The following is a 19,687-nucleotide window of genomic DNA, read 5'->3' as shown; positions in this document are numbered from 1 at the left end:
AAATATAACGAATAAGATTTTGAAATATTTTTAGTTTTCCAAAGCGTAAACAGCAAAACTTGCTAACCAATGGTCTCCTCCGTAATTTCCCTGAAACAGCAATGGCAAAGCATTGTTGAGAAATTTATCGGCAGTTTGGTCAAAATCTTTTTTGAGCGGATTATTGTCGGAAAGCGCCGAAGAAATCCCTTTCATGCACCACGCTCTCGAAAACGATAAACCTACTAAATGAACAGTTTGATAATCAGACAAATCACTCACAACAGGAATGGTTTTAATATTCTGAATTCCGCGCTTGTCATAAAATTTCTTAAACCATTTTTCAAAATCTTTCTGAGGTAAAACTCTGCGCATCAAATCTGCAATTTCCAAGCTTGGCGAAAAGAAATCCGAACCGTCGGGTTCCAGATAAGCGGGTGTTTTTTCATCTTTAAAATAGAAATATTTGGATTTTTCAATGAGTTGATTTTCAAAGGCTTTATCATTCGTCGCTCTTGCCCAATCTATAGCAAAACTCAATGCAAATGAAGTATTCGGATGAACTCCTGTTCTGTTGGGATAGGTTTGTTTTGGCAAATAATTCTTCCAAAGCTCAATAATTTTTTGAGTTAAAGGCTTTAGATTTTCATGCCATTTTTTTGCTCGTGGATCATTCCACGTCACCAATTCCTGATCTAACTTCAGCAACCAAGCCCAACCGTAAGTTCTTTCAAATGTTGTAGTTAAGGGAAACTTAGTGAAATATTCTGCTTCTTCTTTCAATTTAATCTCATCAAAAGAATCATCCAAAATTCTTTCAATTTCTTTGGCGTTAGACAAATTTGGTTTGGTTTTTAAAAGCCTAACTAACATCCAATGACCATGCACAGAGCTGTGCCAATCGAAACAGCCGTAAAAACTTGGATGCAAATCTTTGGGAGAAAGAACGACTTCTTTTTCAGAATTGATGGTATGCGCGGTTTTATTCGGATATTCCTGATTAATACAATGCAAAGGCTTTTCTGAAAGTTTGAAGGCCATTTCATCAGTAAGTGAAGGTGTTTGCTGAGCGGAAACTAAAATTCCGACAAACATTGTAAGAGCAAAGAATTTTTTCATTCAATAAAAATAAAAAAAACCTTCCAAAAAATTGAAAGGTCTTTGCATATTGATTGGTTGGATTTACTGACCGAAGTGTGATCTTGTCGCTTCAATCAGTTCATTTTCTCCCATTTGTTGCGATGAGTCCAAAACAATTTTAAGATTTTTGAACTGTGCTGTGTCGTGAAGATACGATTTCAATTCTTCCTGAACTGTTCCGGGACCTGTGATATAAAGCTCTTCCGTATTTTCAAGTAGATGATCTATTTCTTTGAAATATTTTGTTTTGGTGGTTTGTTCAGAATTGTTGCCCGCATTTTCGCTGGAATTTCCGTGCTGCTTTTCGTGTTTTGCAGTTCCTGAAACTGTAAATTCTGAAGTTTGCTGTCCGTCGTGATTTTTTGCGATGATGGCTTTTTCAGTATCAAGCCAAATTCCTGCAAGTTTCTTGTTAGTCATAATTTCATTATTTTTTTTGTGATGAATAAAGACGAACAAGAACAATGCAAAACCAATGTTAAAGGCTGTTAAACTTTAATTTCCCAAAACAAAAACTGCCGGAATCTTGTGTAAATCAGTCTTTTCTTTTTTCCAATCTGAAATTTTAAGCGTTTTAATGAATTCGCTTTCAGGGTCGTTGATGTTGGCTGCAATACAAAGTTTGGTATTTGGATTTAAAAATTTGATTAAATCTTCCAACAACTGATTATTTCGATAAGGTGTTTCCATAAAAATCTGAGAATATCCTGTCTTCTGAACCTGCGTTTCCAACCATTGAATTTTCGATTTTTTATCAGATTTATCGATCGGAAGATAGCCGTGAAAAGTAAATTGCTGTCCGTTAAAACCACTTGAAATCAAGGCCAAAATAATCGAACTTGGTCCATTCACCGGAACAACTTTGATGTTATTTTCGTGCGCCCATTTCACCATAATATTTCCCGGGTCCGCAATACACGGAAGCCCGGCTTCCGATAACAGACCAAAATCCTGCCCCTGTTTCATGAGTTTTTGCGCCTCATTTAAATCAGCATTCTGTGAATACTTGTCGAGCAGAAAAAGTTTTAAGTCGGGCTGTTTTTTTTCAGGGCAGAAAAATTTAATGACTTTTCTTGCGGTCTTTTCGTTTTCAACAAAGAAATAATCAGTTTTCAGAATATATTCTTTAATCGCCGGAGCAAAATAGTCGAGTGGAGAATTTTCGGAAAGATAAGCGGGAATCAAAAATAGCATAAGTAATGAGTAATGTATAATTATTGATTCTGAAGTTTTTGGGCGATTTTTTCGGAGGCTTCATCAATGAGTTGATAAACACTTTCGAATTCTGCCATGTCTCCCCAATAAGGATCCGGAACTTCAATATTTTCGACGGTATTTCCGGCTTCTTCAAGAAAAAGTTTAATTTTTTGTCGTTGCTGTTCGTTTTTGGCTTTCGAAATTACATCTTCAAAAACACTCAAATCCATGCAGTAGATTTTGTGGAAATTTTCTAAATCCTTAGCAGTAATTGGTCTTGATTTTTGTTTTGAAATATCTACTCCGTGCTTGGCTGCAGTTTTTATAGCGCGTTTGTCCGGATGTTCGCCTTCGTGCATCGAAATGGTTCCGGCAGAATCTACTTCAAAATTTTCGGGCAGTTTTGTTTTCATGATTCCTTCTGCCAAAGGACTTCTGCAAATATTGCCGAGGCAAACCATTAGTATTTTCATGGGTAATGAGTAATTGGTAAATGAGTGATAATTGAAATTTACAAAAAAAATGAAGAATATTGCTATTCTTCATTCTGTTTTTACTGTTTGATTTTTTCTGTTAAATCTTTCAGATATTTCTTTATTTCCTTATCGATTTTAGAAACATCGCGAATGGTTTCGCAAGCATACATAACCGTAGAATGGTCTTTTCCTCCCATTTCTTCACCAATTTTAGAGAAAGTGGCATTCGTATATTCTTTAGAGAAATACATCGCCAATTGTCTCGGCAAAGCCACATCTCTTTTTCTTGATTTTGAAAGTAAATCTTCTCGCTTAATTCCGAAATAATCGCACACAACTTCCTGAATATAAGGAATATTGATGACTTTTTTCTGTGTAGAAGCAATTTTGTTTATCGTGTCTTTCAACAACTCCAAACTCAAATCTGATTTGTAGATGGTAGAATAGGCAATTACGGAATTAATTACGCCAATCAGTTCTCTTACGTTAGATTTTACTTCTCCTGCAAGGAAATCAATCATGTCTTCTGTTAAAACAATTCCGTCGCGACTCAATTTATCAATAATAATTTTCTTTCTGGTATCGAAATCCGGAGATTTTACTTCCGCTGAAAGTCCCCATTTGAAACGGGAAACAATACGCTCCTGAATATCCTGAATATCAACCGGTGCTTTATCCGAAGTCAGGATAATTTGCTTTCCGTTTTGGTGCAGATAATCGAAAATGTGGAAGAAACTGTCTTGGGTTGCCGCTTTTCCGGAAAGGAATTGAATATCATCAATAATCAGAACATCCACCATTTGGTAATAATTCTGAAAATCTGTCTTGTTTTGAGCTTTTGCAGCAGAAACAAACTGTTGGATAAATTTTTCGGAAGAAAGATACAAAACCACTTTTTCAGGGAAGTTTGTCTTCACTTCCAAACCAACTGCGTGAGCAAGGTGTGTTTTCCCTACTCCAACTCCGCCGTGAATAAACAATGGGTTAAAAGCAGTTGCTCCCGGTCTTTTCGCGATTGATTTTGCTACGGTTGAAGCAAATTTGTTGCTCTCTCCTTCCACAAAATTATCAAATGACAAATTCGGGATTAGGTTGGCTTCAATATTCACTTTTTTAATTCCGGGTGCTACAAAAGGATTTACCAATTTTTTAGCTTTCGGCATTGCCTCCTGAATTTTTGGAGCCTGTACAGAATTTCCTTTAATATTTTGCAAAATAGGCTGTTCTTTTCCTGATGGTTTGTTTTCCATCACAGAATACCATAATTTTACACCTTTACCAATGTTTTTGCGAAGTGCAGCAGAAAGTAAAGACAAATAATTGTCCTCTATATATTCTTTGTAAAAATCGCTTGGTACAAGAAGGGTAAGATTATGGTTCACCAAAGATACAGGCGCCACTTTATCAAACATAAAGTCGAATGATTTTTCTAATTTTTTTAGATCATCATTGTCTTCAGCCGCATTAAGGTTGTCCCGCATGAAATTGAGACACTTTTCCCATATCAATGATAAATCTTGATCCATTATTATTCGCAAAATTAGAGTTGAAAATTCTTCTTTATTAGTAAATACAAATATGAAAACATTATTGTGGAAAAAAAAATCTTTGTACTATTGATTATTAAAAAATATATTTGTATGACTAAATGAGAGGCTGAATATGATACACACAACACACTCAATACGAGTACGTTACGGAGAAACCGACCCTATGAAATATGTGTACTACGGAAACTACGCAGAGTACCTTGAAGTTGCCCGCGTTGAACTTTTTCGAGCCATTGGAATTTCATACGATGAAATTGAAAATCAGGGAATTTGGCTGCCGGTTTCGGAGTATAAAATTAAATATTTGAAGCCTGGAAAGTATGACCAACTTCTCGAAATTCATACCTACATCAAAAAGCTTCCCGGAGTAAAAATTGAATTCGAATATGAAATTTATAATGAGTCTAAAGAAAAAATAACTGAAGCAAATACAACGCTGTTTTTCCTCGACGCTAATACCAATAAAATCATCAAATGCCCCGATTTTTTAATGGAATTTATTCAAAAGAATTGGACCTAAGCCGGATGATGTATTTTGGATGATGGATGATATGCTACACCATTCACTTATTAATTTTTAACTATTAACTATTACTTAAAAAATGAATATTTTACTCGCCTCTACTTCCACCCTTTTCGGCGGAAATTATTTAGAATATATTAAAAACGAAATCACTGAACTTTTTTCCGGGATAGATGAAATCATTTTCGTGCCTTTCGCAAGACCGGGCGGAATTTCTCATGATGATTATACTGCCATTGCTTTCAAATTTTTCGCTGAGCTCAATATCAAAGTGAAAGGTCTACACGAATTTTCGGATATGAAGGAAGCTGTCAACAACGCCAAAGGTTTTTTTACAGGCGGCGGAAATACTTTTCTTTTAGTAAAAACCTTGCATGAAAACAATTTGATGTCTCTCATCAAACAAAATGTAGAAGCCGGAACACCTTATTTGGGAAGCAGCGCCGGAAGCAACATTGGTGGGAAAAATATGAAAACCACGAACGATATGCCGATTGTTTATCCGCCAAGTTTTGATTGTATGGAATTGGTTCCGTTCAATCTGAATCCTCATTATCTCGACCCAAATCCGGATTTGAAACACAACGGCGAAACCCGTGAAACCCGAATCAAAGAGTTTTTAACTCAGAATGATGTAAAAGTAGTTGGTCTTCGCGAAGGGAATTGGATTCGCAGAATTGGCGATAAAATCACTACGGAAGGTACGGAACTAACAAGAATTTTCGAGAAAGGAAAAGAACCTTATGAAATTGAGCCCGGAACTTCAGTGGTTTAATTTAGGTCTGAATTTTGTTAGTCTTCCTAAAAATATTAAAAATGAAATCAGTAAAATCATCAATATTAGTATTCGGAATTGCAATTATGTCTTCGTGCGTAGCGAAGGTTCCAACACAAAACGCAAAAATTATCAGCGATTGCACAGGTTCTTATCTGAGAATTGACGGTAAAGATTATCTCGTTTGCAACACCGATAAACTGAAAAATTTCAGCAAAGACGCAACCGTGGAAGTCACTTTTGAAAAAATTGACAAATGTCCCGAATTCGATGGAAAAGTAGTTTGCATGATGTACCACGAAAATGAAGGACTCGTCAGAATAAACACCATCAAATAATAAAAGACCGAAAATTTTCGGTCTTTTATTCTATTCAGGCTTTTCGTTTTCAGCCTCGGTAATTTTATTTTTCTGTGAATACCACATAATCACCGCTCCTGCAATCATAAATGGAATCGAAAGAATCTGTCCGGTATTCAATCCCACAAAGGTGATGAACTCGTCGTCCTGCGGTTCTTTTAGGAATTCAACAAAAAATCTGATTCCCCAAAGAATAATGAAGAACAATCCGAACAACCAACCTTGCTGATATTTTTTATCGGTTTTACGGTACAAAAACCATAGCAAAATGAACAGCAGCAAATATCCTACAGCTTCAAAAAGTTGTGTGGGATAGCGCGGAACAGTTGCACCATAGCCATAACTTTGCTGCGGAAACAACATCGCAAAAGGCGAACTTGGCGCTACAGCTTTCCCAATAATTTCGGAATTGAAAAAGTTTCCCATTCTCACAAAAGCACCTCCCAAAGCAACTACAATCCCAATTCTATCATAAACCCAAAAAGGATTTTTCTTGATAATTTTCAGGCTGTAATATAAAGTGGTTAAAATGAGCGCAATCGCAGCACCATGACTTGCAAGACCGGAGAAGCCTGTGAATTCAAGCTTCGGCTGAGTTCTTATTGGGAGAAAAACGCTCCAAAAATCAGTTTTAAATAATTCGGGTTCATAGAAAATAACGTGTCCTAATCTTGCTCCGAAAATGGTTCCCACTAAAGTCCAGGTGAAAAGCGGCTCCAAATATTTCTCGTTGACATTATCAATTTTAAACATTTTAGCCATGATGAAATAACCCAATCCAAAAGCCAGAATAAACATCAAACTGTAGAAATGCAGCGTAATGGGTCCTAACTTCAAACCTTTTGAAGGATTCCAGATTTTGAATTCAGTCTTTAAATCTTTTACAGTTCCTGGTGTAACAACCGTTTTTGCATTTTCCGGTTTGTAGTAATACGCATAATCTTTCGGGTCGGAAACTGCGTCCAACGCAATAGGATTAAATTTTTTATCCAACAATTGATAGCCGTTCTTTTTAAAAACTTCAAAAATTGGAGAACCAACGTATTCCTTCATTTCATCATTGAGAAAAATTAAGGTGTTTCCGGTGTGTTGTTGGCTTCCAAAATCTACAAAAGCCTGCCCGGAAGTCGTTGCGAAAATCTTTACCGGAATATTAGTTCCGTCGTTCATCTGCAATGTACCGTCCGAAACATTTTCGGAAATCTTCTGCGCAGAAAAAACGGTGGTTATAAAAACCATTAAAAAAACAAAAACTCTGTAAAAAAACTGACTCATATTATTTGTCGTAAAAATTTTAATGTTGATGATTACATTTCGGCGGAACCGGGTCGTAACCACTTCCACCCCAAGGATGACATCTTGCAATGCGTTTTGCTCCTAACCAAAATCCTTTAAAAAGGCCATGAACTCTCAAAGCTTCAATCATATAATGCGAACAGGTAGGTTCGTATCTGCAGTTTTTTGGTAGTAAAGGCGAGATAAACCACTGATAAAATTTTATCAGCACCACCAAAGGAAATGTTATGATTTTATTGAAAGTCATCATTGAAAAGCAGTGCAAAAATAAATTAAAATTTGTTTACATTAAAACTTGCCTGTATGAAGATGTTTGGTACATTTGTTTGTTGAAAATTTGGTAAAAAAGGATTCAAATAAATAGATTATAAACAAATATAATCAATATAAGATTGTTTTTTGAAAATTTCATGAACCGCCAAAATTATAATGACAATTTAAAATACTATGAAAAGAGCAATAATTAAAGGTACCGGATCTTACACGCCACCAAAAGTTTTAAAAAATGATTTTTTTGAAGCCGTAGGATCTAATGACGAATGGATTTATTCCCACTTAGGAATTAAAGAAAGAAGAATTGTTGAAGGAGAAGTAACGAGCGATTTAGCTTCCAAAGCAGGTTTAATAGCCTTGGAAAACGCGGGAATCACTTCGAAAGAGGTGGATTTAATTATTGTTGCTACTTCCACTCCCGACAGACAGGCTCCTTCTACAGCGTGTTTTGTTCAGGAAAAAATTGATGCAAATCACGCTGTTGCTTTTGATATTTCCGCAGTTTGTTCCGGTGGAATTTATGGTTTAGCCATTGGTTCTCAGTTCATTCAAACGGGTATGTACAAAAATGTGTTAGTAATTGGAGCCGATACATTTTCGAGCATTACCGATTGGTCTCGCAAAGATTCTGTGTTTTTCGGAGATGGAGCCGGAGCGATTCTACTGTCTGCAACAGATGAAGACAAAGGATTTATCGATTTCAAACTTCATGCGGACGGAACCGGGAAAATGCACTTCAATATTCCTGCCGGTGGTTGCGAAATTCCTGCGTCAGAAGAAACCATCAAGCAAGGACTTCATTATTTTCAGATGAACGGAAAGGAAGTTTACAGCACTGCCACCAAAGTTTTGCCTGAATGTATCAACGAAATTCTCGAAGCCAACCAAATGAAATCTGATGATATCGATTGGGTCATTCCACATCAGCCCAGCATCAGAATATTAAAGGAAGTCGCCGAAAAAGTGAATATACCGTTTGAAAAAGTGATGACCAATATGGACAAATACGCCAATACTTCCGGCGGAACCATCCCGATTGTGCTTGATGAAACCTACCGAAGCGGAAAAATTAAAGACGGTGACACCTTACTTTTCGCCGCTGTTGGTTCCGGTTGGACTTGGGGAACGGCGATTTATAAAGTTTAGGTGTTAGGTGTTAGGATTTAGGTATTAGTTAATAAACATTCAGCATTATTTCATAATTCATCATTTATAATTCATAATTAAACAAAATATGTTCACCAATAAAACCTTTTTAATCACCGGAATTGCAGATGAAAATTCTCTTGCTATGAAAGTGGCCGAAAAAATTATTCAAAACAACGGAAAAGTAGTTTGCACCGGACTTAGCGTAACGCCTTTCCACAAAAACCTTTCCGAAAAAGCTAAAAGTTTTTTGAATAAATCATACAGCGATTTCGAAACTGCTTGTAAAAATAAACTCGGCGCTGAAACGTTGACATTTCCACTCGACGTAACGCTTCCCGAAAGTTTGGATTCTTTGGTAGAGTTTTTAAATCAGAACAACGTCAAATTAGATGGTTTTCTTCATGCAATTGCGATGGATAAAACCATCCGCAACAAATCCGTAAAACCAATGTTGGAAGTTACGGCGGAAGAATTTAATGATACGATGACCGTTTCAGCGTTTTCACTGATTTCGCTTTCACACGTTCTTTTGATGAGCCATATTTTACAAAAAGGTGCTTCCATTGTATCTTTAAGTTACATTGCCGCGGAAAAAGTTTCGTTTTTCCCATACATCAACATGAGTATTGCCAAAGCTGCACTTGAAAGATTAACCATTGAAATGGCTTATGAATTGGGCAGAGATTACGGAATTCGTGCTAATTGTGTACGTTTTTCACCTTACATGGGAAGTAAAGCCGGAAACGCCACGTTGAAAACCGAAGATGTCGACAGAGCCGACCGTTTGAGTCCGCTCGGAAATGCCACTCCGGAAGATTTGGCGCATGAAGTCGTTCATCTTTTCCGTCCGGAAACCCGAATTACCGGCGAAATACGTCATGTAGATGGCGGTTTTCACATTATGGGATAACACCGTTTCCAGTTTAAAGTTCAGGGTTAAAGTTTTAAAATTGTTTTTTAATTGTAATTTTGTTTAATCTAAAATTTTGAACCCGAAACCTTGAGCTCCAATACGCCTTTAGCCGAAATTTTAAGACCGAAAACGCTCGACGAAGTTCTCGGGCAGGAACATTTAACAGGAAAAAACGGAACGATCCGAAAAATGCTGGAGAATGACACGCTGAATTCTCTGATTTTTTGGGGACCTCCCGGAACCGGAAAAACCACGTTGGCGGAAATTGTTTCAGAAAAATCCGGCAGAAAATTTTACAAACTTTCGGCAGTTTCTTCCGGGGTGAAAGATGTTCGCGACGTGATTGAGGAAGCCAAAAAACAGAATCTTTTTTCAGGAAAATCCCCGATTTTATTCATAGATGAAATTCACAGGTTTAATAAATCGCAGCAGGATTCTTTGCTTCATGCAGTTGAAAAAGGATGGATTGTATTAATTGGTGCTACCACAGAAAACCCAAGTTTTGAAGTGGTTTCCGCATTGCTTTCCCGTTCCCAGGTTTACATTCTGAAATCTTTGAGTTATGAAAAGCTTGAAGAACTGGCAGAAACCGCACTGAAAAAATTCAACGAAGAAGAACAGACTTCCTTTGTTTTAAAGGATAAAGAAGCGTTCATTCAATATTCCGGAGGTGACGCAAGAAAACTCATTAATTCTGTAGAAATTGTCCTGAACAATTTTAAAAATACAACAAAGAAAGAAATCTCCAACGATGATGTAATGTCGGTTTTGCAGGAAACTATGGCATTATACGACAAAAACGGAGAGCAACATTATGATATTATTTCGGCGTTTATTAAATCCATACGCGGTTCCGACCCAAATGGTGCAGTTTATTGGTTGGCCAGAATGTTGGTTGGGGGTGAAGACATTAAATTTATTGCCCGCAGAATGTTGATTTTGGCTTCAGAAGATATTGGTTTAGCCAATCCAAATGCTTTGGTTGTGGCAAATAACTGTTTTCAGGCGATTAACGTGATTGGAAATCCGGAAGCGAGAATTATTTTAAGTGAAACTGCGGTTTATTTAGCAGTTTCCCCGAAGTCAAATTCCACTTACATGGCGATTAATGAAGCGATGGCTTTGGTAAAACAAACCGGAAATCTTCCTGTTCCACTCCACCTGCGAAACGCTCCAACCAAACTCATGAAAGACTTGGATTACGGTAAAGATTACCAGTACGCGCATTCCCATGAAGGAAATTTTGTGGATTTGGAATTTCTTCCTGAAGAAATTAAAGGCACAAAACTGTATGAGCCCGGAAATAATTCAACGGAGAAAAAAATTCGCGAGGAATTGGAGAAAAAATGGAAAGGGAAATATTAATTGTGAATTGTTAATGGTGAATTATTAATGCTGAATTGTGAATTATGAAAGACGTCAAACCACATCAAACCATTTCAAACTTCACTAGCTTTCCAACAAAAACTCCTCATAATGTCCCAAGAATTTTACACCGGCGCCAAGGGAACGGAGTTCTTCCAAAGCGTTTTCGGATAAAACGGGATGCCATTCATTCGCAACGTTGATGAAGAAGAAATAATTTCCGAGACCGGTTTTTAAAGTGCGGCTTTCTATTTTTGAAAGATTCATTTTTCGCCATGCAAAAACTGACAAAACCTGATGCAAACCTCCTGCGTGGTCATCCGGAAGTGTAATGAGCAAAGACGTTTTTTCTGAAGTTTTTGGATAATTCAAAACTTCTGCAGAACCTAAAGCTGGGTTTGGATTGGTGGAAATCACGATAAACTTAGTGTGATTCTGTTCAAAGTCCTGAATATTTTCATGAATAATTTTCAATCCATACAATTTCGCAGCATAATGATTTGCAACTGCGGCCCATTTTTGATTTGGATTTTCTGAAACCAATTTCGCAGAAGCCGAAGTTGAAGAAAAATCCTGAGTCGGAACATCACCATAATTGCTCACGCGAAAATGAAAAGTTTGGGCTAAAGCTTGCGGATGTGAAATAATCTTTTCGAAATTTTCGTTATCGGGATGAATCATCAAATGATGTGCGATCGGCATTACGACCTCGGTTTCAATATAAATATTCTGAAACTGATACAAATAATCCAAGGTCATCGAAACGGTACCTTCAATAGAATTTTCGAGCGGAACAACGGCTTTTTCAACCTCGCCGTTTTTCACTGCATTAAAACAGTCTAAAATACTGGATTGTGGAACGAGTTCGGTGTCAGGAAAAATTTGAGAGGCAGCCAACTGTGTAAAACTCGCGTGCGGACCAAGGAAAGCAATCTTCATCAATTCGAAATTATATTCAAAAATAAAAAAAGTCGCTTACAAAAACGACTTTTAAGTGTATGAATGAAAAATTTATTCAGATTTAAAAACTTCGGAACGTTCAGAAATTCCGTTGCTGTTGAAGGCTTCAATTTGGAAATAATACGCATCGGTTCTGTCGGCGCCGGTAAAGAAATATTCATTTTTACCGTAAATCATAATGCTTCCGTACATTTTATCCGGAGATTTTCCGAAGTAAATTACGTAACCATCGGCGTTTTCGTTCTGTCTCCATTTCATCCAAATACTGCGTCTTTCTCCAAATTTTTTCGGGTCTGCACGTAGTGGAACAAAATTTTCCACTTTGCCCGGTTTTTGTCCGGCTCCTTTCCCAAATACTCTAAAACCACTGATGGCAAATTTTCCGGTCGGCATTTTTAGGTTTTCCATCTTGAGGTAACGTGCTTTTGCGGGCGTGTGTAATTCAACATAATCATGCGGAACATCTGTGGTATTTTTACTTTTGTCCACTAAAACTTTCCAGTTTTTACCATCGTTGGAACTGTAAATTTTATACTGATGCATTTTGCCCAATGTTTTTCCTAAAAACTCAACATCCTGGTCTGCATAATTAATCTGAATGGCATTAATCGTAGAAATTTCGCCTAAATCTGTCTGAAACCACTCCCCTGAATTTCCCGTTTTTGCAGACCAATAGGTTTTAATGTCTTCGTCAACAGCGAAATTGGGTTGATAACTACCCAAAACTGAAGAAGTTTGCACCGGTTTATTGTAATTCAACAACATCCAACCTGAAAATAATCCTTTTGTAAAATCTTTTCCTTGCGCATATTGAGGAATATAAGTCGGATAATCTCCGTAAGCAGTGTTGCAGTACATCACATCGTCTTTATCGAAACCCGCAGGCCAAATTCCCAGTCTTCTTTCAAAATTATTTTTAACGGCGATAAAAATGGTGGAAATATGCCAGTAATTCCCGAAATTATCCTGAAAAGTTGCACCATGTCCAGCTCCTCTAGCAAAACCTACCGGCTTGTAAGAGAATGGATTATGCTGCTGATATTCAAACCCTTCCAAAGGATTTTTGGAAACATAAACTCCATCGGAATAACCGCTGAATTCTGTTGCCGGAGCTCCGTATTGCATGTAATATTTACCGTTATGTTTTGTCATCCACGCTCCTTCTACAAAAGGCTGCAGAAAAACATTGTCGTTATATTCCCCAAATCTTTCCCAACCGTGGTCTTCAGGTTTCAGTTTGATGATGGGTTTTACATAACCTTCGCTTTGCAAATTTTTCACTTTTACTTCAGTTCCCAAAAGTGGCCATTCGTTGCTGGAACCCCAATACAGAAATAATTTGTTAGTGTCTTCATCATAATGAAAAGCGGGATCCCAAGCTCCAACTTTTAGCGTATCTACTGCAATTTTCCAGTCGTCTTTTGTTGGATTTGTAGATTTCCAAATCGGAAAATCAGATTCCCAGGTTGAACCATAAACGTAAAGCGTGTCCTTCATTGCCCAAACTGCAGGAGCATTCAAATCATGCGTGTATTTGTTGTCGCGCAGAAATTTTCGGTACACAAATTTCCAGTTCAGCATATCATCGCTGTACCAATATCCTTCCTGATTCGTTGAAAAAAGAAACAGCTTTTTCTGAAAATTGACGATAACCGGATCCGCTGTAGCACGGTGTTTCCCAAGTTGTGAAAAAACTTTGAAAGGTGTATAACCGTAATCGATATTAATAGGATTGCAATACGTTTTTTGCTGAGCAAACGAAAAAAAACACCAAAAAATAAAAGCTGATGAGAGAAAGGCAGAAAATTTCATTGGAAAAGCTTTTGGATTATTCTCTCAAATTTAGAAAATAAAAAATTCGGAAACAATCTTTCCTCCAACTAATTAATCAATGACGACCTTAAATCTAAATTTTCTTGCCAAAAAAATCGCTTTGGCCAAGAAGATAACTGATGATTTTCTGAATGTTTTTTTCAACCGCTTTTTCGGTTTTTAAATTAATGATGTAACGTTTCAGTTCTTTTTGTCGTGAAGGAATTAATTTTTCGAAAACGAGTTTTGCATCCGGATTCTCTTCGAGAGCTTTTTGAAGCGATGAAGGCATTTCTGTTGCTTTAATTTCATCATCAAAGTCAATTGAAACTTCAATGATTTCCCCAATTCTTTTCGGGGAATTTTCCAGCATCTTTAAATTGATATAAAGTCGCCATTCTCCCAAATATTTCATCAGGTTTTGATTGAACGCATTTCCATTGACGAAACCTTTTACCGCAATGGGACTTTTATTTTTCCCTGCCCGTTCGAAAATAGACAACAGAATTTCCTCCGGAACAAAAACAAAAGGGTTGATTCCAATAATTTCGAGTGTTGCTTTGAAAGATTTTTCAGTTTTCATCCCTACAAAAATATCTAAAAACCAATAGCTTTTAATATCTTTGCGCCAATCAAATTTTAAAAAGAAAAGATGAAATTTTTTATTGACACAGCTAACCTGGATCAAATTCGTGAAGCTCAGGATTTAGGAATTTTAGATGGTGTAACTACGAATCCATCGTTGATGGCAAAAGAGGGAATCAGCGGTAAGGAAGCGATTCTTAACCATTACAAAACCATTTGCGAAATCGCAGACGGTGATATTTCTGCTGAAGTTTTAAGCACTACTTACGACGAAATGATTAAAGAAGGTGAAGAATTGGCAGCAATTCATCCGAATATCGTTGTGAAAATTCCGATGATTAAAGACGGTATTAAAGCTTTAAAATATTTCTCGGATAAAGGAATCAAAACCAACTGTACTTTGATTTTCTCTGCAGGACAGGCTTTGTTGGCAGCGAAAGCCGGTGCAACTTACGTTTCTCCGTTCCTGGGAAGATTGGATGATATTTCTGTTGATGGTTTGAATTTAATTGAAGAAATCCGCGTTATTTTCGACAACTATGATTTCCGAACTGAAATTTTGGCTGCGTCTATCAGAAGTCCAATGCACATTATCAACTGTGCAAAAATTGGAGCTGACGTGATTACTTCGCCTTTGGCTTCTATTTTGAGTCTTCTGAAACATCCTTTAACGGATTCTGGACTGGCTCAGTTTGTTGCTGATGCGCAGAAACTTTCTTAAAAAAAATAAGAATTACAGCATATTAAAACGTTTCGGGCGGCGCAAAGCGCCGCCCGAAACGTTTTTTATTTTTTTCGGCGGGAGCTTCGCTCCCGCCGAAAAAATTATTTCAATAAATCCAGTTCAAGAAGATTGTTGTTTCTTTTGTTTTCTTCTTTTTGGGTACGTTCCTGCTGTCTCAAATTTTCTTCAATATCAATGACTTGACCATCTTTTCCTGTCATCATCACTTTTGCACCAGAAGCGAGCATTTGTCGGATTCCTTTCGTAGGATTTTCGCGGTGTTCTAAAAATATTTTTTTAAACTGCTTTTCATCCACTTTTACCACTTTCATCAAGTTAGTTCTATCAGCTTCACTTTTCCATACATCGCTTTGGGAAAGTTTTTTAATGGCTTTTAATTCAAAAACATGAGTATTTTTTGAGTCTGCCACTTTCACAATCATTCCGGGAAGTCCGTGAAATTTGTAAGGGCCGTCCTGAATTGGAATTTCAGTAGTGAACCAAGCCGTCCATTTTCTGGCATAAATAAAAGTTTCAGCTTTTTGGGTTTCAAACTCCCCGATTTTTTCTTTTTCATTCAGGATTTTCCAGTTCATTTTTCGGTCATCGGAAACCATGTAGTTGTTGATTTCAATAAAATCAAATAGGGCAACTTTATATTCAGGGTATGTTTTTTCAACAACAGTATTAATCTGTCCGAATTTAATTCCCGAAAAATTGGGTTGGTTTGGATTATTTTTCTGTCGCGCATCAATGGTAGAATCTGCTTTAAATTTATCGACACTGTAAAATTTAGAACCCTTTTTGGAGACATCCAGATACATTATTTCGGATTTAGCTGAATCCAGTTTTGTAGAATCGGTTTTAAATTGATATTCGTAAATAAATCTTTGGTTTTGAGCTAACAAGCCTAACGAAACAAATAACAGCAGCAAAAAGTACTTTTTCATTTTATTCTTTTAAAAGGTCGAGTTCGAGTGGATTATTATTCTTTTTCTGGGCTTCTTTGGCCGATTTTTCCCTTTCTCGAACCATTTGCTCGCCAGAAACTTCCTCACCGTTTTTTACAATTTTGAATGTTGGATTTTCATTAATCATCAAGCGAAGCGATTTTGCAGGATCTTTACGGTTTTCCCAAAAGATTTTTTTGTATTTGGAATAGTCCACATCGATAGGCTTTTCAATAAATGCAGATTTAAATTCAGTTTGTGGAACAATATTTCTAACGGATTTAATTTCAAATGAATGCGATAAAGTTTTATCCTGCAATTTTACAATTAATCCCGGTAAACTTCTGAATTTGTAAGGTCCATCCTGTATTGGGATCTCGTTGGTAAACCAGGCTGTCCATATTCTGCCAAACATTTTGGTCTCCGCTTTTTGCGCTTTAAAAGTGGCTATTATTTCCGTTTCGGGCAAAATCTTCCACTCAATTTCGCGTTCATCCCAAACATTATAATCGTCACCGGCAACTGAGGTCTTCATGACGGTTTTAAAATCGGGATAATTTTTCGTAATCGAATACCGAATACTGCCCTTGTAGGTATTTTTCAATAAAATATCGCTACTTTTCGTTGCAACCTGCTTGTTAACTTCTTCACTGGTTACCGAATCGGCTTTGTATTTTTCGTAACTGTAAAATTTAGAGCCTTCTGCATCAACATCCAAAACGATCAATTCCGATTGCGCAACATCCCGGTTAGTGGAATCTGTGACAAATTTATATTCGTAAATAAACCTTTGGTTTTGAGCCGAAAAATTAAGAAACAAAAACAATAGTAAAGCACAATACTTTTTCATTTTCTGTTATTTAAGTAAAGTTAAATCGATAAGGTTATTATCTTTTTTCTGTCTTTCTTTTTCAGATTTTTCACGTTCGCGCATCATTTTTTCCATATCCATAGGATTTCCATTGGCATCTCGAATATTTGTTACCATTCCGGAGCTCATCATTTGTCGCATAGATTTGGTTGGATCAGCACGGTTTTCTTTAAACAGATTTCGGTAAGTTGAATAATTTACAGCAACTTCATTATTGGAAAAAGTTAAAGACGCTTTCGAAAAATCTATTGGCTCAACCAGTTTTTTCACCCCGGCAAGTTCGAAAACGTGAAAGTTTTTATCATCACTTGCTTTTACAATAAGTCCCGGAAGACCATGAAATTTGTAAGGTCCTTCCTGCAAAGGAATGTCGGTAGTAAACCAAGCTGTCCATTTTCGGCCTTGATAAAAAGTTGTAGCTTTTTGTGCGTTAAATTCCCCGATTTTTTGCTTTTCAGATTCTATTTTCCAGGTTAATGGTGCGTCGTTCAACACTTTATAGCCGTCTCTTCCAATTCTAGTATGCAGAAAAACTTTATAATCCGGATATTCTTTAGACACAGCGTAACGTACAAAACCTTTACCTTTCGCTGCATTAAAAGTTACCACATTCATGGAACCGGAGGTTTTTATCTGCTTTTCAAAATCAGCCATTCTTGTGGAATCCTGCTTATAAACATCATAACTGTAAAATCTGGAAGATTTGGGAGTGACATCAAGGTACATTAAATCTGATTTTACATCTGTAATATCTGCAGAATCGGAAACAAATTTATAATCGTAAATGAATCTTTGATTTTGAGCAGATATTAAAGTTCCCAGAATCAGGAAAAGAAAAGTAAAGTTTTTCATTTTTTAAGTTTTTATAAATGTAAAAAAAATCCGGAAATGTTTCCGGATCTGTTGTTATTTCTTAGTTACGATATAAATTCTTCCTCCTGCATCATCTTTTTGTACATTCACACTTTTAATCTCTTTTACGTTAACCTCGTTATTCATTTCATCTTTAGTCATTTCAACACCATCAACAAAATATTTAACAACACCATCTTCTTTCTTAGAAATGATGATATAATTCTTTTTACTTCCAAGAGTGCTAACTTCAATTCCCGCATTTTTTCTTGCTTCTTCAGCTGCTTTCTTTGCTTCTACGGCTGATTTTTTTGCAGCTTCAATTTTCTCATTGGACACACCTGATTTCGCCAAATCTGCAGCTTGTTTTGAAGCTAACGCAGCCTGTCTCGCAGCTTCATAAGCCTGTTTTTGAGCTTCTTTCGCTTGTTTCCCAGCTTCTTCCACTGCTTTTTTGACACTTTCCGAATTTGCGTCTTTAGCTGCTCTCTCAGCATCTTTCTGTGCTACCAAAGCATCTTTTGTAGCTTGAAGAGCATCCAATCGTGCCTGTTTTGCATCTGCAAGAGCAATTGACGCATCTTTTTGGGCGTTTTTTGCATCGTCTTCAGAAGAAAAATAATCAAAAGTTTTCTGAATAAAATTCGCCCCCATTTTTGCTTTTCTTTCTGATGAAACAGATTCCTGCAAAGTTTTATCCCGTTCAAAATTCGGATTATATTTTTTGATCAGATAATTGTAGCCGTCATTATTACTAGAAACTTCAGAAAGCATTTCCGTGTGGTAGACACCATTTTTTCCTCTTTCGCCAAAAACACTTTTACCGGAAGAAAAGGATGAAACCATTTTTGTCGAATTTCCTTTATTACTTTCAAGATAGTTCAAATATTCAGCTTTTGATACTTCCTTTGAACCTGTGATAAACAAAGCATTTTCAGGAGCCTTAGAAGCCTCAGTTATAGCATAATTCTCACCACCTTTAATTTCAACCAAAGTCGCTGTAACGGATTTTCTTACAGTATCCTGCTTTAAATTGGATAATTCATTTTCAATCTCTCTATTATTTTTTGCAATTTCCTTGTTCTTTGCATTCACCAAATAAATAAATCCAAGAGCAAATAATATCGGCAACGCCAGAATTTTTCGCGCATAACCGTATTTGGTTTTTGATTTTTTAAGCATAATTAATCTTTTTTTGAGGTTTGAACTTAAAAACGGACTCGTTCCTGGGATGACTTTTCCGGAAAAGCTTCCCGCCAAAAGCATCTGCGCAAATGCTTTGGTGTCCGAATTTTTTAACGCCTTTTTATCGGCAAGATATTCGTGTATTAAACTGATTTCTTTTTTGATGAGATGAAAAAAAGGATTGAACCAAAAGATGGAAACAATAACTTCCATTACCATTTTATCGTACGAATGTTTTTGTTCCACATGAACCATTTCGTGCTTCAGAATTTGGCGTCCCAAATCGCTCTGAATTAAAATACTATCTTTCCAAAACAAACTTTTGAAAAATGAAAAAGGAGCATCTGTAAGATTGGTTTGGTAAAAAGAAATTCCTTCAAAATTTTCTTTAGGATACTTTCTCTTGAAACTAAAAATCTTCAATATTCCAAATAAAAATCGACCTAGAAAAAAGAGAGCAACCAATCCAAAAGCTGCAAAAATAAGTTCAGAATAAACGCTATCATTATTTAAAGTATTAGTTGAATTAAAATTTTGTATTTTATTTAAAATTAAATACATATTACTGCTTACTTCAAGTGTAAAATAATCTAATTTCAGTAACGGCAAAAACAAACTTATCAACACCGTTGCCAAAAGATAAAACCTGTTGTAATGATGAAAAGTTTTGTCTTTTAAGAACAACTTATAATAGCTAAACATTACACCGGAAGTGAGAATAGTTTTTCCCATCCAAATAAAAATTGCTTCCAT

The 19,687-nt window shown here is 36.4% G+C and carries 21 protein-coding genes; 7 read left to right on the top strand and 14 right to left on the bottom strand.

Annotated elements, in window-relative coordinates; all coding sequences use genetic code 11:
- Window positions 1-30: 30 nt before the first annotated feature.
- The 5 genes from Q0252_RS00470 to dnaA form a co-directional block, all read right to left on the bottom strand.
- Window positions 31-1,098, bottom strand: a complete 1,068-nt coding sequence (locus Q0252_RS00470; protein ID WP_297982398.1) for a DUF2891 domain-containing protein — start codon at window positions 1,096-1,098, stop codon at window positions 31-33.
- Window positions 1,099-1,161: 63 nt separating this feature from the next.
- Window positions 1,162-1,539 (bottom strand): hypothetical protein, encoded by a 378-nt coding sequence (locus tag Q0252_RS00465; protein WP_297982396.1) that lies wholly within the window; start codon window positions 1,537-1,539, stop codon window positions 1,162-1,164.
- A 75-nt stretch (window positions 1,540-1,614) separates the two neighbouring features.
- A complete protein-coding gene (locus Q0252_RS00460; protein WP_297982393.1) occupies window positions 1,615-2,313 on the bottom strand; it encodes an SAM-dependent methyltransferase in 699 nt (232 codons plus the stop codon).
- Window positions 2,314-2,333: 20 nt separating this feature from the next.
- Window positions 2,334-2,789: a low molecular weight protein-tyrosine-phosphatase gene (locus tag Q0252_RS00455; RefSeq protein WP_297982392.1), complete on the bottom strand. Its 456-nt coding sequence runs from the start codon at window positions 2,787-2,789 to the stop codon at window positions 2,334-2,336.
- A gap of 80 nt (window positions 2,790-2,869) precedes the next feature.
- Window positions 2,870-4,318: a chromosomal replication initiator protein DnaA gene (dnaA, locus tag Q0252_RS00450; protein ID WP_297982389.1), complete on the bottom strand. Its 1,449-nt coding sequence runs from the start codon at window positions 4,316-4,318 to the stop codon at window positions 2,870-2,872.
- A gap of 136 nt (window positions 4,319-4,454) precedes the next feature.
- Between dnaA and Q0252_RS00445 the strand changes: the two genes are divergently transcribed.
- The 3 genes from Q0252_RS00445 to Q0252_RS00435 all read left to right on the top strand — a co-directional run bounded on the left by Q0252_RS00445 (window position 4,455) and on the right by Q0252_RS00435 (window position 5,978).
- On the top strand, window positions 4,455-4,862 hold the full coding sequence (locus Q0252_RS00445) for a thioesterase family protein (protein WP_297982387.1): 408 nt from the start codon (window positions 4,455-4,457) through the stop codon (window positions 4,860-4,862).
- An 82-nt stretch (window positions 4,863-4,944) separates the two neighbouring features.
- On the top strand, window positions 4,945-5,640 hold the full coding sequence (pepE, locus tag Q0252_RS00440; protein WP_297982384.1) for a dipeptidase PepE: 696 nt from the start codon (window positions 4,945-4,947) through the stop codon (window positions 5,638-5,640).
- A 41-nt stretch (window positions 5,641-5,681) separates the two neighbouring features.
- A complete protein-coding gene (locus Q0252_RS00435) occupies window positions 5,682-5,978 on the top strand; it encodes a hypothetical protein (protein WP_297982382.1) in 297 nt (98 codons plus the stop codon).
- A 30-nt stretch (window positions 5,979-6,008) separates the two neighbouring features.
- Here Q0252_RS00435 and lgt read toward each other — a convergent pair whose 3' ends face one another.
- Together lgt and yidD are read right to left on the bottom strand one after the other, a co-directional pair.
- Entirely contained in the window at window positions 6,009-6,857 is an 849-nt protein-coding gene (lgt, locus tag Q0252_RS00430; protein WP_297982434.1) for a prolipoprotein diacylglyceryl transferase, read from the bottom strand.
- 436 nt (window positions 6,858-7,293) lie between these two features.
- Entirely contained in the window at window positions 7,294-7,542 is a 249-nt protein-coding gene (gene yidD, locus Q0252_RS00425) for a membrane protein insertion efficiency factor YidD (protein ID WP_297982431.1), read from the bottom strand.
- Window positions 7,543-7,742: 200 nt separating this feature from the next.
- Between yidD and Q0252_RS00420 the strand changes: the two genes are divergently transcribed.
- The 3 genes from Q0252_RS00420 (at window position 7,743) to Q0252_RS00410 (ending at window position 10,995) form a co-directional block, all read left to right on the top strand.
- Entirely contained in the window at window positions 7,743-8,714 is a 972-nt protein-coding gene (locus Q0252_RS00420; RefSeq protein ID WP_297982380.1) for a beta-ketoacyl-ACP synthase III, read from the top strand.
- An 88-nt stretch (window positions 8,715-8,802) separates the two neighbouring features.
- Complete coding sequence (locus tag Q0252_RS00415; protein ID WP_297982378.1) at window positions 8,803-9,627, top strand: SDR family oxidoreductase; 825 nt, start codon at window positions 8,803-8,805, stop codon at window positions 9,625-9,627.
- Window positions 9,628-9,717: 90 nt separating this feature from the next.
- The gene (locus tag Q0252_RS00410) at window positions 9,718-10,995 is read left to right on the top strand and encodes a replication-associated recombination protein A (RefSeq protein WP_297982376.1); all 1,278 of its coding nucleotides are present in this window, start codon (window positions 9,718-9,720) and stop codon (window positions 10,993-10,995) included.
- Between the two features lie 84 nt (window positions 10,996-11,079).
- On the opposite strand, the gene pheA is transcribed toward Q0252_RS00410, so the two are convergent.
- The 3 genes from pheA to Q0252_RS00395 form a co-directional block, all read right to left on the bottom strand.
- Window positions 11,080-11,934 carry a prephenate dehydratase gene (pheA, locus tag Q0252_RS00405; protein WP_297982374.1) on the bottom strand — a complete coding sequence of 285 codons (855 nt, stop codon included), beginning with the start codon at window positions 11,932-11,934 and terminating at the stop codon, window positions 11,080-11,082.
- 72 nt (window positions 11,935-12,006) lie between these two features.
- On the bottom strand, window positions 12,007-13,767 hold the full coding sequence (locus Q0252_RS00400; protein WP_297982372.1) for a discoidin domain-containing protein: 1,761 nt from the start codon (window positions 13,765-13,767) through the stop codon (window positions 12,007-12,009).
- A 94-nt stretch (window positions 13,768-13,861) separates the two neighbouring features.
- On the bottom strand, window positions 13,862-14,350 hold the full coding sequence (locus Q0252_RS00395; RefSeq protein WP_297982368.1) for a YdeI/OmpD-associated family protein: 489 nt from the start codon (window positions 14,348-14,350) through the stop codon (window positions 13,862-13,864).
- 69 nt (window positions 14,351-14,419) lie between these two features.
- On the opposite strand from Q0252_RS00395, the gene fsa reads away from it, so the two are divergent.
- The gene (gene fsa, locus Q0252_RS00390) at window positions 14,420-15,073 is read left to right on the top strand and encodes a fructose-6-phosphate aldolase (RefSeq protein ID WP_297982366.1); all 654 of its coding nucleotides are present in this window, start codon (window positions 14,420-14,422) and stop codon (window positions 15,071-15,073) included.
- Between the two features lie 104 nt (window positions 15,074-15,177).
- Here the strand turns inward: fsa and Q0252_RS00385 are convergent, their stop codons facing one another.
- Genes Q0252_RS00385 through Q0252_RS00370 form a run of 4 tightly spaced genes read right to left on the bottom strand, consistent with a single transcriptional unit; the run spans window position 15,178 to window position 19,687 of the window.
- Window positions 15,178-16,026, bottom strand: a complete 849-nt coding sequence (locus Q0252_RS00385) for a GLPGLI family protein (RefSeq protein WP_297982363.1) — start codon at window positions 16,024-16,026, stop codon at window positions 15,178-15,180.
- 1 nt (window position 16,027) lies between these two features.
- Entirely contained in the window at window positions 16,028-16,876 is an 849-nt protein-coding gene (locus Q0252_RS00380; protein WP_297982361.1) for a GLPGLI family protein, read from the bottom strand.
- Window positions 16,877-16,882: 6 nt separating this feature from the next.
- Window positions 16,883-17,749: a GLPGLI family protein gene (locus tag Q0252_RS00375; RefSeq protein WP_297982358.1), complete on the bottom strand. Its 867-nt coding sequence runs from the start codon at window positions 17,747-17,749 to the stop codon at window positions 16,883-16,885.
- Window positions 17,750-17,803: 54 nt separating this feature from the next.
- The gene (locus Q0252_RS00370; protein WP_297982356.1) at window positions 17,804-19,687 is read right to left on the bottom strand and encodes a M56 family metallopeptidase; all 1,884 of its coding nucleotides are present in this window, start codon (window positions 19,685-19,687) and stop codon (window positions 17,804-17,806) included.

It is taken from the genome of uncultured Chryseobacterium sp. (assembly GCF_936933875.1).
Lineage (GTDB): Bacteria > Bacteroidota > Bacteroidia > Flavobacteriales > Weeksellaceae > CAKZIK01.
The sequence above is the reverse complement of the archived record's forward strand: the minus strand, read 5'-3'. Positions and strand labels throughout refer to the sequence as shown.